Annotated in this window: 17 protein-coding genes; 10 read left to right on the plus strand and 7 right to left on the minus strand. The window is 62.3% G+C overall.

Features of this window, described 5'->3' with window-relative positions; genetic code table 11:
* Positions 1 to 181: 181 nt before the first annotated feature.
* The 3 genes from ABHU32_RS06840 to ABHU32_RS06850 all read right to left on the minus strand — a co-directional run bounded on the left by ABHU32_RS06840 (position 182) and on the right by ABHU32_RS06850 (position 1,836).
* Positions 182 to 1,354 carry an ATP-binding protein gene (locus ABHU32_RS06840; RefSeq protein WP_346979475.1) on the minus strand — a complete coding sequence of 391 codons (1,173 nt, stop codon included), beginning with the start codon at positions 1,352 to 1,354 and terminating at the stop codon, positions 182 to 184.
* A gap of 154 nt (positions 1,355 to 1,508) precedes the next feature.
* Positions 1,509 to 1,691: a restriction endonuclease subunit S gene (locus tag ABHU32_RS06845; RefSeq protein ID WP_346979476.1), complete on the minus strand. Its 183-nt coding sequence runs from the start codon at positions 1,689 to 1,691 to the stop codon at positions 1,509 to 1,511.
* A 43-nt stretch (positions 1,692 to 1,734) separates the two neighbouring features.
* Entirely contained in the window at positions 1,735 to 1,836 is a 102-nt protein-coding gene (locus tag ABHU32_RS06850; RefSeq protein ID WP_218565035.1) for a TetR/AcrR family transcriptional regulator, read from the minus strand.
* A gap of 195 nt (positions 1,837 to 2,031) precedes the next feature.
* On the opposite strand from ABHU32_RS06850, the gene ABHU32_RS06855 reads away from it, so the two are divergent.
* Genes ABHU32_RS06855 through ABHU32_RS06880 form a run of 6 tightly spaced genes read left to right on the plus strand, consistent with a single transcriptional unit; the run spans position 2,032 to position 6,655 of the window.
* Positions 2,032 to 2,760 (plus strand): lantibiotic protection ABC transporter ATP-binding protein, encoded by a 729-nt coding sequence (locus ABHU32_RS06855; protein WP_346979477.1) that lies wholly within the window; start codon positions 2,032 to 2,034, stop codon positions 2,758 to 2,760.
* The gene (locus tag ABHU32_RS06860) at positions 2,757 to 3,527 is read left to right on the plus strand and encodes an ABC-2 family transporter permease (protein ID WP_035136942.1); all 771 of its coding nucleotides are present in this window, start codon (positions 2,757 to 2,759) and stop codon (positions 3,525 to 3,527) included. The genes ABHU32_RS06855 and ABHU32_RS06860 overlap by 4 nt, the downstream gene beginning before the upstream one ends.
* Before the next feature lie 5 nt (positions 3,528 to 3,532).
* Entirely contained in the window at positions 3,533 to 4,342 is an 810-nt protein-coding gene (locus ABHU32_RS06865) for an ABC-2 family transporter permease (protein WP_346979478.1), read from the plus strand.
* Complete coding sequence (locus ABHU32_RS06870) at positions 4,335 to 4,523, plus strand: hypothetical protein (RefSeq protein ID WP_346979479.1); 189 nt, start codon at positions 4,335 to 4,337, stop codon at positions 4,521 to 4,523. Before ABHU32_RS06865 ends, ABHU32_RS06870 begins: the two co-directional genes overlap by 8 nt.
* Before the next feature lie 45 nt (positions 4,524 to 4,568).
* Positions 4,569 to 5,231 carry a response regulator transcription factor gene (locus tag ABHU32_RS06875; RefSeq protein WP_346979480.1) on the plus strand — a complete coding sequence of 221 codons (663 nt, stop codon included), beginning with the start codon at positions 4,569 to 4,571 and terminating at the stop codon, positions 5,229 to 5,231.
* 26 nt (positions 5,232 to 5,257) lie between these two features.
* On the plus strand, positions 5,258 to 6,655 hold the full coding sequence (locus ABHU32_RS06880; RefSeq protein WP_346979481.1) for a sensor histidine kinase: 1,398 nt from the start codon (positions 5,258 to 5,260) through the stop codon (positions 6,653 to 6,655).
* Between the two features lie 4 nt (positions 6,656 to 6,659).
* Here ABHU32_RS06880 and ABHU32_RS06885 read toward each other — a convergent pair whose 3' ends face one another.
* The 4 genes from ABHU32_RS06885 to ABHU32_RS06900 all read right to left on the minus strand — a co-directional run bounded on the left by ABHU32_RS06885 (position 6,660) and on the right by ABHU32_RS06900 (position 10,401).
* Positions 6,660 to 7,022 carry a hypothetical protein gene (locus ABHU32_RS06885; protein ID WP_346979482.1) on the minus strand — a complete coding sequence of 121 codons (363 nt, stop codon included), beginning with the start codon at positions 7,020 to 7,022 and terminating at the stop codon, positions 6,660 to 6,662.
* An 8-nt stretch (positions 7,023 to 7,030) separates the two neighbouring features.
* Positions 7,031 to 7,666 (minus strand): GyrI-like domain-containing protein, encoded by a 636-nt coding sequence (locus ABHU32_RS06890; protein WP_260698972.1) that lies wholly within the window; start codon positions 7,664 to 7,666, stop codon positions 7,031 to 7,033.
* 250 nt (positions 7,667 to 7,916) lie between these two features.
* Complete coding sequence (locus tag ABHU32_RS06895) at positions 7,917 to 9,938, minus strand: hypothetical protein (RefSeq protein WP_346979483.1); 2,022 nt, start codon at positions 9,936 to 9,938, stop codon at positions 7,917 to 7,919.
* Positions 9,939 to 9,951: 13 nt separating this feature from the next.
* Positions 9,952 to 10,401 (minus strand): helix-turn-helix domain-containing protein, encoded by a 450-nt coding sequence (locus tag ABHU32_RS06900; RefSeq protein ID WP_260699458.1) that lies wholly within the window; start codon positions 10,399 to 10,401, stop codon positions 9,952 to 9,954.
* A 217-nt stretch (positions 10,402 to 10,618) separates the two neighbouring features.
* Between ABHU32_RS06900 and ABHU32_RS06905 the strand changes: the two genes are divergently transcribed.
* The 4 genes from ABHU32_RS06905 (at position 10,619) to ABHU32_RS06915 (ending at position 12,937) form a co-directional block, all read left to right on the plus strand.
* Complete coding sequence (locus ABHU32_RS06905; RefSeq protein ID WP_346979484.1) at positions 10,619 to 10,780, plus strand: LysR family transcriptional regulator; 162 nt, start codon at positions 10,619 to 10,621, stop codon at positions 10,778 to 10,780.
* Positions 10,767 to 11,846 (plus strand): site-specific integrase, encoded by a 1,080-nt coding sequence (locus ABHU32_RS06910; protein WP_346979485.1) that lies wholly within the window; start codon positions 10,767 to 10,769, stop codon positions 11,844 to 11,846. The genes ABHU32_RS06905 and ABHU32_RS06910 overlap by 14 nt, the downstream gene beginning before the upstream one ends.
* A gap of 44 nt (positions 11,847 to 11,890) precedes the next feature.
* A complete protein-coding gene (locus tag ABHU32_RS10095) occupies positions 11,891 to 12,061 on the plus strand; it encodes a hypothetical protein (protein ID WP_368136846.1) in 171 nt (56 codons plus the stop codon).
* Between the two features lie 162 nt (positions 12,062 to 12,223).
* Positions 12,224 to 12,937: an AAA family ATPase gene (locus tag ABHU32_RS06915; RefSeq protein WP_346979486.1), complete on the plus strand. Its 714-nt coding sequence runs from the start codon at positions 12,224 to 12,226 to the stop codon at positions 12,935 to 12,937.
* Positions 12,938 to 13,003: the final 66 nt, after the last annotated feature.

Here is a 13,003-nt window from a genome sequence, read left to right on the forward strand (position 1 = left end):
CCGAACCAAAAGGTCCGGAGGCTGTTATTTCCGCTATTCCCACTCGGCAATAGGAGTCACTGGCCAAAAGCTTGTCAACATCAAAACAAGTCCTCAATCTATCGATTCTGCGTGAGGCAATGGTCCTCATTTGATGCCCGCACTGTTTGCGCACTAGGGAGCAAAAGAATCTGGCCGCCGCTCAAATAAGATCACCGCCATCTTGCATAAACGACGCCATGTTAAGGTGCCTGACGCCATCCCTCTCCTGCAATAGAGGGTCAAGCGTGAACAAGTAGCGCGGATACCCATCCCTGATGTGGCCGAACGGCCTGTACTCGCGCTCCTCGACGCCTCTGTCGGCAATCGACATAGAGACCTGGATGTAGGCGTAAGCATTGCGCCTACGAGCGATGAAGTCACACTCGAGCTTCCCAATACGGCCCACAGAAAGCTCGTACCCGCGCGATGCAAGATAGAGGTAGAGCACGTTCTCCAACGCCGGCCCGTAGTTAATCCTCGCATCCGTGTTCATGGCGAAATAGAAGCCGGGATCAGCCAGGTAGTACTTCTCTTCGCGGATAAGCGATCGCCGAGACTTGAGATCGAACCTCGAGCAGCGATAAAGGATCTTCGCGTCAACAAGAATCTGGATATACCGATTGAGCGTTTCGCGCTTGATGGGAATCTTCTCGACATCATTGAAGTACGCAAGGAGGTTCTTCAGGTTCGTCGGCGCACCAAAGTTGTTGATGAGATACGTCTGGACGGCATCGAAAACCGAGACATTCTTAATCTTGTTCGAATGTTTGACGTCCTTTTCAAAGATCTCATGAATAACACTCTTGATATAGGTGCGCTTTTCATCCTCGCCCTCATACTCCAACGCTTTGGGAAATCCTCCAAGGGTCAGGTACTCGGTAAACTCTCCCACGAGAACGTCATTGACAGGCTTGCCGAGAAAACGCTTCATATCGATATATTCCGCAAAGTCGAGTGGGAACACCTCGAACTCGATATAGCGACCCGTCAGCTTTGTAACAAGCTGCCCAGAAAGCAGATATGAATTCGAACCGGTAATGAAGATGGACCAACCGCCATCTGTCCGGTAGCCGTTGATGAGCAGCTCGAATTCCTCTACGTTCTGAATCTCATCGATGAAGAGGTACTTCGTCCCCTCAGTGTCTGCTGGGGTCGACATGTCAATCAGATTTTCGAGCTCATCGGTCGTCTTGACCTTCCTGTTCTCCCGTGAGTCGAGGTCGATATAGATGATGTGGTCGCTCGCTACACCGGATTCCACAAGTTCGTCTGCGATTGATTGCATGAGGCAGGATTTACCACACCTGCGAACACCGGTGATTACCTTGATCATCCCGTCATCGTGGTAGAAACCACGCATTTGCTTCAGATACTTTTCACGTCGGTATATACGCAAGATGCACCCCCTTTTTTCAGTGTCCATTTTATCAGTTATAGGGGTACTTTTTTACATTTTATAAAAAAGCGTACCGATAACTTATTCTCACTTAGTTTCGGAAGTCGAGCAGGCGGTCGCTGTAATATTCGTATTGCTGACGTCGCGCCTCGATCTCGGCAGGGATACCGTCGGTGAGCGATTTCGTTAGGGTGTCGAAGCGGTCGAGGATGTCGACGACCTTCTGCTGGGTGCCGATGGATGGGGCGGGAATCTCGACCCTCGATAAGTCCACAGGCGCGGCTTCGATTACCTTTTTCGATTTAGCGTATTGCTCTTCAGATCATCGTGGTGTGCTCGTAGCCGCGCTCCACGAGGAGCCGCTCGGCAACGTCGAGAATCTTCTCGACCGTCTCCTCCGGGTACTTATTGCGTGCCACGGGCACCTCCGTCCTTGTTATCGCGATAAACATACCATGAGTGGCGTACGGGTCGAGAAGGGCTGGCGCCAAAAGAGCCCAACGGCCGTTACAGCTTCGTTAGAAACGCGCCCCACCATGGATGGTGAACCCGAAAGGCAAGGCGCGCGGACACGGCGACTCGGCCCGCGCGCCCGGAAGAGAAAGGACGAACCCATGGGTTACATGCTCGAGACGCGCGGGCTCACCAAGCGCTTCGGCCGCGGCGACCAGGCGCAGGATGCCGTGGCCGACGTGAGCCTTCATATCCGCGAGGGCGAGGTGTACGGGCTGCTCGGCCCCAACGGCGCCGGCAAGTCGACAACGCTCAAGATGATCTGCGGGATGCTGCGGCCGACGGCCGGGGAGATCCTCTTTGCCGGGCACGCCTGGCGCCGCGAGGACCTCTACGCAATCGGCAGCCTCATCGAGGAGGCGCCGCTCTACCCCAACCTCACCGCGCGCGAGAACCTGCGCGTGCGCACCACGCTGCTGGGCCTTCCCGAGAGCCGCGTAGATGAGGTGCTCGCCGCCGTGGACCTCGCGGACACCGGGAAGAAGCGCGCCGGGCGCTTCTCGATGGGCATGCGGCAGCGCCTGGGGCTCGCGCTGGCGCTGATCGCCCGGCCACGCCTGCTCGTGCTCGACGAGCCCACCAACGGCCTCGACCCCATCGGCATCGAGGAGCTGCGCGACCAGATCCGCGGCTTCGCGGCGGCGGGCACGACGGTAATCGTCTCGAGCCACATCCTCTCCGAGGTGCAGCAGATGGCGGACACCATCGGCATCATCTACGGTGGGCGCCTCGCCTACGAGGATGAGCTTCGGCCCGGGCAGGACCTCGAGGAACTCTTCATGAGCGTCTGCCGGGAGGGGCGTCGAGCGCGCGGGGAGGTGGCGGCATGACGGGCGAGAAAGGCGGCCTGCTCGCGGGCCTGCGTGCCGAGGCCCTGAAGTCGCGCCACGCGGCACCGGTTCGCCTGGCCGTGCTCATGGCGCTGCCGATGCCGCTGCTCGGCGCGATGCCCTACCGGGGCGTGCAGATCTTCAGCGCGTGGAACTACTGGTACGCGCTCTTTCTGCCCGTGTCTCTCTCGCTCGTGGTGGCGTGCGTCGCGCGGGCGGACACGCGCACGCGGATGCGGGGGCTTCTAGGCTTGGGCTTCCCGCTCGGGCGCGCCTGGTGGGCCAAGGCGCTCTGGTGCCTCGCGCTCTGCACGCTCTCGAACCTCGTGGTCTTCGGCATCTACCTCGCGGGCTCGGCGTTCTCCTCGCAGGGCCTCACGGCCGCGGGCACGCTCACGATGCTCCTCTGCGCGCTCGCCAACACGGTGACCGCGGCGTGGATGATCCCCGCAGGGCTCTTCCTCACGGCGCGACTCGGCATGCTCGCGGGCATCTTCTGCCCGCTCGCCGCGCAGCTCGTGGGTGGGTTCGCCTGGTCACTGATGCCGCTGCCGCAGCTCTTTCCGCCGTCGGCGAGCATGGTCATCCCCACGAGCTTCATCCCCGTGCTGCCGAGCGGCGAGCCACTCGCGGCGGACATGGCGCTCGGCGGGGCGCTCACGGCGGACGGCATGCTCACACTGGCGGGCCTTGCGGTCTGCGCACTCGCGTTCGCCGCGCTCACGGCGGCGGGCGCGGCCTGGTTCGCGCGCTCCGAGGAGAGGTGATGGCCATGACACGACTCTCCGACCCGACGCCGCGCATGACTCTCCCGCGGGCCCTGCTCTCCGAGGCCCTGCGCCTGGCGCGCTCCCCGCTCACGGCGGTGCACCTCGTCTGCGGCCTGGCAGCCGGTCTTGCCTGCGGCGAGTACTTCTCCGTAACCCGATGGGACCCGGCGCTGGGCGCGGACGCCTACGCCCAGTTCCTCGGCGCCCTCATGCCGCTCATGTCCGCCATCGTCTGCGGGCTCGCCGTGGACGAGGAGCGCGCTGCCGGGCACCTCGCCAACCTCACGGCGGTCCCCTCGCGCGGGCGCGCCGTCGCGGCGAAGCTGCTCGCCCTTGCGGCGCTCGGCGCGGGCGCGCTGGCCGTGGCGCTCGGCGTGTTCGGGGCCGTGCTCGCCGTCGCCGGGCGCCTGCCGCTCGGGCCCGCTCCGCTTGCGGCCGCCTGGGCGGGCATCGTGCTGGGCAGCCTGCCCCTCTACGCGCTGGGGCTCGGCGTGGCCCTGCGCCTCAGCCGCAACGCCGCCATCTGCGCCGGCGCGGCGGGGATGCTCCTCGCGTTCTTCTCAGTGGGCGGACTTGCGCACGGCCTCATGACCGGCGAGCTCACCGGTGCCCTGGCGACGCCCCTGAGCTGGGTGCCGCTCGCCTGGCCCGCGCGCCTGGGGTCGCTCGGGATAGAGGCCTTCATCGACGCCGCGCGCGCGGCGGCCCCTCTCCTCACGACTGCGCTCGCTGGCCTCGTGCTCGCCCTGGCAGCCGCCGCCGTCCTTCTGGCCTGGTTCTGCCGTTTCGAGGACGGGAGGGCAGATGAGTAGGAAGCCGCTCGCCGCCGTGCTCGCCCTCCTCTCCGCAGCGCTCGTCCTGGGCGGGAATGCCCTGCTCGACGCCGGCTGCGGGTCGGCGCTGCGCTCGATCGCCGACCGCGTGCTGCCCAACCCTGAGATCGCCATGTGGGCGCCCGCGCCCGCGGCTGCGCGCGGGGCTCTGGACCGCTGAGTGCGGCGCTAGTACAATTCCGACGGAAGTTTCAGGAGGTCGAACATGGCGAGGATATTGGCAGTGGATGATGAACGGGCGATCCTCGACGCGCTCGCGCGCGTCCTCGGCCGCGACGGCCATGAGGTCGTCAAGGCAACGGACCCGACGGCGGTCCCGGGGATGGACCTCTCGCGCTTCGACCTCGTGCTCTGCGACGTCATGATGCCGGGGCTCGACGGCTTCGAGCTCGTGCGGCAGATCCGCCCGGACTTCGACGGGCCCATCATCTTCCTGACCGCGCGCGTGGCCGAGGAGGACGCCGTGGCCGGCTACGGCCTGGGCGCCGACGACTACGTCCGCAAGCCCTTCGGGGCCGCGGAGCTGCGCGCCAAGGTCGCGGCCCATCTACGCCGTGAGCGCCGGCCGCGCTCGCACGCCCTCTCCTTCGGGGAGGTGCGGATCGACCTCGGGGCGCGCGGCCTCGCCGTGAGCGGCAAGGCCGTGCCGCTCACGCCCACCGAGTACGCTATCTGCGAGTACCTCGCCCGCCACCCCGGACAGGTCATGAGCCGCGCGCAGATCCGCGAGGCAGTGCTCGGCTGGGAGAGCGACGCCGACGACGCGGCCATATCCATGCAGGTCAGCCGCGCCCGGAGGAAACTCTCCGAGGCCGGCGCCGATCCGATCGCGACCGTCTGGGGGATGGGGTACAAGTGGCAGCTCTGAGGACCGGGGCGCGAGGTCGCGGGGGCATGCCGCTCTCCTTCGTCATCGCGCGCTACTTCGCCTACGCGTTCGCGGCGGTCGCCACGGCGTGGCTCGCCTCGTTCATGGCGCTCTCCGCGGCGATCAACGCGGGCTTCGTCTACGAGGCAAGCTGGGGGCCGGCCAATGCGCGCGAGGTCGCGGTGGGCCTGGCACGCGACGGCGTCTGCGGGCAGCAGGACGTGCCGACGGCGTACCGCTACCTCATCCTGAACAAGGACGGACACGTGCTGATGACAGACCTCGAGGGCACACGGCTCGAGGGCGCGACGGAAATGGCCCGTGCGGCACTTGCCGCGGATCCGGGCACAGTGGAGATCGAGGGCGGGGGCTCGGGCCTCACCTACGCCGCGTTCCCACTCAAGGGCGGCGGGGCCTGCGCACTCGTCAGCGAGTACCTGCCTCAGTGGGTCTCGCGCGACCTCGCCGGCCTGCTTCCCAACCCGCAGAACCTCATGCTCGTCGGCGCCGCTGCGGGAAGCGCGCTCGCGCTCGCGCTCGTGGCGCGCCGCGCGAGCCGCGTGATCTCGCGCAAGATGGCGCCGCTCGCGGAGGCGGCGGGGCGCGTCGGCGCGGGGGAGCTCGACTTCGCGGTCGGCAGCACCAACGTACGCGAGGTGAACGACGTCCTCGCCGCGATGGACGCCATGCGGACCTCCCTCGCCGAGTCGCTCGAGGCCCGCTGGGCCGCGGAGCGGGGGCAGCGCGAGCAGGTGGCGTCGCTCGCCCACGACCTCAAGACGCCGCTCACCGTGCTGCGCGCCAACGCCGACTTCGTGGCGGAGGAGCTGGAAGACGAGAAAGACGCCGACCTCGCGGCCGCCGCGCGCGACATAGCCGGCAGTGTCGAAAGGCTCGACGGCTACGTGCGCCTGCTCATCGAGGCCTCGCGCGGGTCCGGCGGGGCGGAGAGGGCCCCCATGCGGCCGGCCGAGCTCTGCGAGCAGGTCCTCGCCGAGGCCGCCCAGATCGCCCGGTCGCGAGGCGTGACGCTCGACGCGGCCACGGGCCCCGCTGTCGCGGGCGCGCCCGAGGCCCCGCTCGACCGAACCGCCCTGACGCGAGCCGCCGCGAACCTCGTGGCCAACGCCGCCGAGCACGCGCGCTCGCGCGTGGCGGTCTCCTGCGACGTCGCGGGCGGACACCTCGTCATCGAGGTGTCCGACGACGGACCGGGCTTCTCTCCCGCCGCCCTCGAACGCGGCTGCGAGCGCCTCTTCACAGACGACTCCTCCCGCTCCTCGCGCGACGGAGGCCGCCACTACGGGCTCGGCCTCCACGCCGCCTCCGAGGCCGCGAGCGCCCACGGGGGCTCCGTCTCGCTCGCCAACAGCCCCTCGGGCGGCGCGGTGGCCACCATCGCGGTCCCCCTGTGCGGGGCCTGACGACTCAGGCCCTCACACCGGCGTGGCTCGCAACCAAACTCTTCCCGGATAATAATGCCCGTTGCGGGGATCGCCCTGGCTTGTCGCCGCCCATGTGCATGAGCATGTCGGCGATGCGAGTCGCCATCTCGTCCGCCGCTGGACGGATGTTGGCGACCCAGGACGCAAGGCCGGCCTGATCGGATGCCTCCGCCTCAAGCACGTCGCAGTTCGCAGTCACCGCCATGAGCAGGGTGACGAGGTCGTGCAAGGCGGTGCAAATGAACGCGCACTCCCGCGCCTCGGCCTCCGCCACCGGTCGCAGCGCGCGCCCCGTTGCCGCCCACGCCACGGCGAGCGCCCAAAAAGCCGAAGCGATCGGCGTCACTCGTTTCGCTAAATCAACTTTATGGGATGACGGATCACGGTCTTGAGCTTCTCCGGCGCGCACTTGCGCGGGTCGGAGAGGTAAATCTCGTGATGCAGACGAGCTTCGGAGAAGTCGGGGGCATAGCCCCGTTCCGCCGCGAATGTGCGCATGGCGTCTATGGTCGCCGGCTCGTCGTCGTAAGGCCCGGTATGCATGCACTGAACGCAAAGGCCCTCGTCGACCCTCAGCAGCTCGACCGCCGAGAAGTCCAGCTTCTTCTTGGCGGCAGCTTCCGAAACTGCCCAGTCGAAGTCCTCGCGAGTGACGAAATCGGGCAGACGGATGCACGAGATGAAGTTGAAGTCATCCTTCCGCGCATAATCAATCTCGCCATCGGCGCGGTCTTGCCACCAGAAGCCCTCGAGAGGCGGCACGACGAAGTCGAAATAGCCCTCGATTTCCCGCGGGCCCTTCTTCGACATCTTGATGGTATATGCGACGCCGTAGAGCAGCGGCAACGCGTTCTGGTACTCGCCGCCTTCGGCATTGGGATCGCCCTTGCCCCGCACGGCAACGTAGCTCATAGGCGGAACGGTTACGACGCCCGGCTTGCCCGACGGCCTGTAGAGCTCCCTGAACTCCTTCTTGAAATCGTACGCCATCGCAACAAACCTCCCTGAGCTTGAGTTTCCGTCGATATCCGACCAAATATAGCAATGGGCGCGGCTTCGGAAGAGGCCGCGCCCATTGCAGGATATTATAACACAGAATCGAACGTTTGTTCTATTCCCACTCAATGAGGAGAGGCGTCCATAAGGTTTATGGTGTTGCTCTGATTCCATCACGTTGCATGCAGTGCGTGAGGATGTTCCGCAAAGTGGTACCCATTTGATACTCACTGGATAGCGTCATTCACTCTTGTCCTTGTGGCATGCGGGTGAGGATATCATTAAGCATCTTCTCGTCGATCCAAGGCCAATCGACGAAATCCTCAACTCCACCTTTTCCGGTGAACACAGAGAGTTCCTCATTGATTTTAAGAACAAGGCAAATGAGCAAAGTGAGCAAATAGCAGTAATCATGCTCAATCCCCTGCGAATTAGGATCACTGACGGCTCCGTCGGCGTGATCATATCTGTTGCGAAGAGCCATTGAGTTGCTGAACTTGGCATCGTTAAACATGAAATTCATGTAGTCTGCCTCATTTGGAGTCAACAGGTGTTCTGAGTATTCCAGCATCCTCTCCGAAATTAATCCATCGACAGTTGCCTTGAGTTCTTCAGGCAGAAGACACATCGGGAAAGCGCCACGTTGCCAAACCCGGTAAAGCAGTTTCGTCTTGGGGGTTGCTTCGATGAAGCCATCAACGGAGATGCAGATAAACCCTTCGTTGACCAATTCTTCAAGTGAGGCTGAGCACCCTTCGTAAAAGTCGGCAATCGTCAAATCGTTTGTAGTGATTGCATCTATAAATGATCGAAAGCTACGATGGTCGGGGCAATGCGCAAGCATAGACTGGTCCGAGAACAACGCATTCCCGTATCGGAACAAGCTCTTCCCTTCTACGAGGTATTTCTTCCCAAGAAGAGACGGCAGAGATTCAAAGTGCTTTATTTGCATGTGACGAAAAGAGTCGCTGTCAATTTCACCGCGATCGACGAACAGCTGAAACGCTTTAACGACTCTCTCAATTTCGGGTCCGATTGATTTGCACTTATCAAACATGCTAGTTTCTTCGGTCGGCAAGCTAATCGAGAAGCCTGAAATGCCAAACTCATCTTCAATGTAGTCATTGAAAAACCACTCCACTGCTTCTTCTAATCTAGTTCCAGCTTCCAGAAGAAACCTTCTGTATGCTAGGACGATTGACAAGGCTTGAGTGTTGCGCATATTGAAGCTCATACTCTTTGGATACTCTTCGCGAACATGTACGCCAAGAGTTTCTACGAGGGCATTGCGTTCGTGCTTGTTAGAAGGCGCCATCAGCAAGCCGTGTGAATCTACGAAATCAAACACATAGATGAAGTTGTTCAAAATAGTTCCAGGATCTGTATATGCAGAAAGCCATTCAGCGCTGAATGAGAGGGTATAAGTGCTGCCTTTTACAGCGATTCCCTTGCATGGCTTCTGATCCGGCGAAATAAGAACGCCGACGCCGTATCTCATTGATGTGATTGCGTCACTTTGGAATAACTCGGCAGTCAATCTCGATGCGGACTTCTTTGCGCCAACCAAAACATCGGCAGAAGGCTTGTATGCATTGAGAGCTTCACGCGGCCAGGTCTCTAGGACGCGTACATAGTTAAGGTTTGCGTTGGGGCTCTCCAAATAAGAGAGCATCATTTCATCTATTGCAGGGTTCTTCAGCGATTTTGGAAGCACGATATACCCGTCAAAATGGTTATCCGAACCAAGCAACCTGATTATTAGTTCAGCGGCAATATTGGCGTTGTCGATAAACGCACTAGTGATTTCGGAATCAAACGCATCTACCAAGGGCTTGTGCTTAACGATATCTCCAAATGTATGGGGATTGCCGAGCAATAGCCTCAAGAAGTCATCGCAATCGATCTGCTTATAGAGATCAGAAGCGACCAAGAAATCCCAGATTTGTTCGCAGTACTGAATCTCAAGCATGCCATACAAGTCCGTTATTGAAGCAGTTTTTAAGAGAAGCGATGCATGCTTGCAGGCAAGTCCAAAAAGAGTACGTGCCCTACTATGTAAAACGTCAATCTGGCTCTCGGAGAAGATATGTTCATGAACCTCGATGGTTCGTTTGCATTCGTGAACTTCTATGCAATCGTTTATATCTTTGATGTCCGCATCTTGCCAAGTTGTTAGGACCTCAATGACTCGATCTTTAAACCAAGCATATGCAAGGTCGTTTGACGGGTAGAACTGAGCCCTTTCCGCATTGAATTCAGCAGGCATTCAATCGTCCAATCTACAGAACCTTCTTCCCCGGCGAGTACGAGTCCTTCCAGTCCTCGTACTCCTCCTGGGTGATCTTCCCGGCTTCGAGTTCGGCGCGCTTCTCGCCCCAGTCGATGAGGGCGAGCTCGATGGCCGACCCCGGCCTTGTCGCGCGAATCGCGGCCTCGCCCTTTACGGGCTCTAGCCCATGCGCGTCCTCCAGCTGGAACAGCAGGTGGATCACCTCGGGGTGCGTCCTCGTCTTGCAGTCCGCAAACGCCTCGGGCTTCACGCCCAGCGCTTTGGCCATGAGCTTCACCTGCGTCTCGCTGGGCATGCGGTAGCCCAGCTCATAGCTGCGCATGGCGGACTCAGTGAGCCCCGCCTTCTCGGCCAGCTCGCGCTGGGTCATGCCCCTGCGCTCCCTGACCTCCCGGATCTTCGCGCCGACCTCTTTGCGGTCCTTCTCGCTCGGCCTCATGCAAGCCCCTTCTCGCTACTTAAGTCCCTGTAAGCCCTCTGGAGCCATGATACATCACATTTTCGTAAGGACATAGTGGATTTACGTTGACCTTACGTAATCGTGATGCTACAGTGCGCAGCAGATGATTATGGATACGTAAGGTTGCGCAAGCGACGGAAGGAGGACACATGGAAGAGAGGATGCTGGGCGCCACGGACTCATGCGAAGGCTGAAAGTGTCGAGGTCCTACGCCTACAAGCTCATCAGCCGGCTCAACGAGGAGATGGCCGCTGCCGGCAACATCACCATCCCGGGCAAGGTGAGCGAATCGTACCTAGAGCAGCGCCTGTTCACGCTGCCGAACACCGAGAGGGCGGAGCGCAATGGCCGTGACTAAGGACCCCGAGCGCGGCACGTGGACTGTGCAGTGCTGGCACCGCGACTGGCAGGGCGCGCGCCGCAAGAAGACCAAGCGCAGCTTCAAGTCGCGCGCCTCGACGCTCGCGTGGGAGCGCGACTTCGCCGCCCGCAGCGCCGGCGCCATCGACATGCGCTTCGGCGACTTCTTCGACGTCTACACCGAGGACGTGAAGCCACGCCTGAAGCTCAACACGTGGCTTAGCAAGGAACACATGGTGCGTACCAAGACCATACCGTACTTCGAGGACAAGGCCGTCAACGCCATCACGCCCGCTGACATCGTGAAGTGCCAGAACGAGCTGCTGGCCATGACCGACGGGGAGGGCAGGCCCTATTCCCCCACCTACCTGCACTCCATCACCAACCAGATGAGCGCCATCATGAACCACGCAGCCAGGCTCTACGGTCTGCGCTCCAACCCCATGCACAAGGTCGAGCGCATCGGCTCCAAGCGCGCCGGCGAGATGCTCTACTGGACCAAGGACGAGTACCTGGAGTTCTCGCGCGAGGTTATGGACAAGCCCGACTCGTTCCTGGCGTTCGAGGTCCTGTACTGGACCGGCGTGCGTGTGGGCGAGCTGCTGGCGCTCACGCCCGCGAATTTCGACCTCGACCCCGCGCGCCCCATGGTGAGCATCACCAAGAGCTACCAGCGCCTGCAGTGCAGAGACGTTGTCACATCGCCTAAGACGAAGAAGTCCGAGCGCAGGATCCTGATGCCCAGGTTTCTGGCAGACGAGGTGCGCGACCACCTGCAGCTCTTCCCGAAGGGCGCAAGTGAGCGCGTCTTCGCGTTCACGAAGGGCTACCTGCACCACAAGATGGACCGTGGCTCGCGCGCCGCCGGCGTGAAGCGCATCCGCATCCACGACCTGCGGCATTCCCACGTGTCGCTGCTCATCGACATGGGCTACTCTGCCGTGGCGATCGCCGACAGGCTGGGGCATGAGAGCAGCGAGGTGACGCTGACGTACGCGCACATGTTCCCGAGCGTGCAGACCAGCATGGCGGCGGACCTCGAGAAGGCGGGAGGAAAGAGATGAGCATGAGGAGCAACGACAGGTGCGGGCGCTGACGCAGCCGCACGGTGGCGTTCCGCGCGTCGGACGAGGAGGCGCGCGAGCTCGACGCGCTGGTGGCGCTGGGCGGGCTTTCCAAGCAGGACTACATCATGCGGCGGCTCCTCTGCCGCGACGTCGTGGTGGTGCCCTCCTCGCGGGTGCTGAGGCCCTGGAGGATACATCGCGCGAGGTCCTAGAAGAGCTCAGGCGGCTCGACGACGCCCGCGAGGTGCCGCTCGAGCTGCGGGAGGCCATGGGCGTGCTGGCGCGCACGCTGGAGGGGCTGGGAAGCCCGGAGGCGATCCCCGAGGCTACGATGGCCGACGACGCCATGGCGAGCATGGAGCGGGGCGACTGACGTGGTCGAGCCGCTTCAGACCGTCGATGCCAACTGGCTCATCCAGCAGCCCCGCCGCGAGCCCGTGTGGGTGGTGGAGGACCTGATGCCGGCGGGCCTGCACCTGCTCACCGGAGCCCCGAAGATCGGTAAGAGCTGGCTCGTGCTCGACCTAGCGCTCGCCGTGAGCGCTGGCAGGCCCTTCTGGGGCTATGCCACGCGCCGGTGCGGCGTGCTCTATCTGGCGCTCGAGGACACGCTCGCGCGCATCCAGGGCCGCATGTGGGGCCTCTCCGACACGGCGAGCGAGCGCCTCTGCTTCGCGCTCAACTCGCGAAGCATCGCCGACGGGCTCGTGGATCAGCTGGACGATTTCGCGGAGGGGCACGAGGACACCGGTCTCGTGATCGTCGACACCCTGCAGAAGGTGCGCGCGCTCAAGGGCTTCGCAGACGAGTATGGGCTGGCGATCCTCGCGGTGCACCACACGCGCAAGACGGGCGACGACGACGTTTTCAACACCGTGTCGGGCACCACGTGCACCACCGGCAGCGCGGACTCGACCTTCGTGCTCGCCAAGCAGGGCAGGGCAAGCGAGTACGCGACGCTCTCCCTCACCGGTCGTGACGTCGAGTTCCAGGAGCTGAAGCTGCGGTTTAACGACTCGCCTATAAAGAATGGCTCCCGCAGTCGCAGGAGCCATCCGAATCTCGCATACAAGTCACAGACGATATGAGCAGGACATAAAAACATTGAGAGCCCCTGCTGCATGAAAGACCGCGGATTAGGCCGACAATGGTGA

Source organism: Collinsella aerofaciens (assembly GCF_039758965.1).
GTDB classification, from domain to species: domain Bacteria; phylum Actinomycetota; class Coriobacteriia; order Coriobacteriales; family Coriobacteriaceae; genus Collinsella; species Collinsella aerofaciens_BR.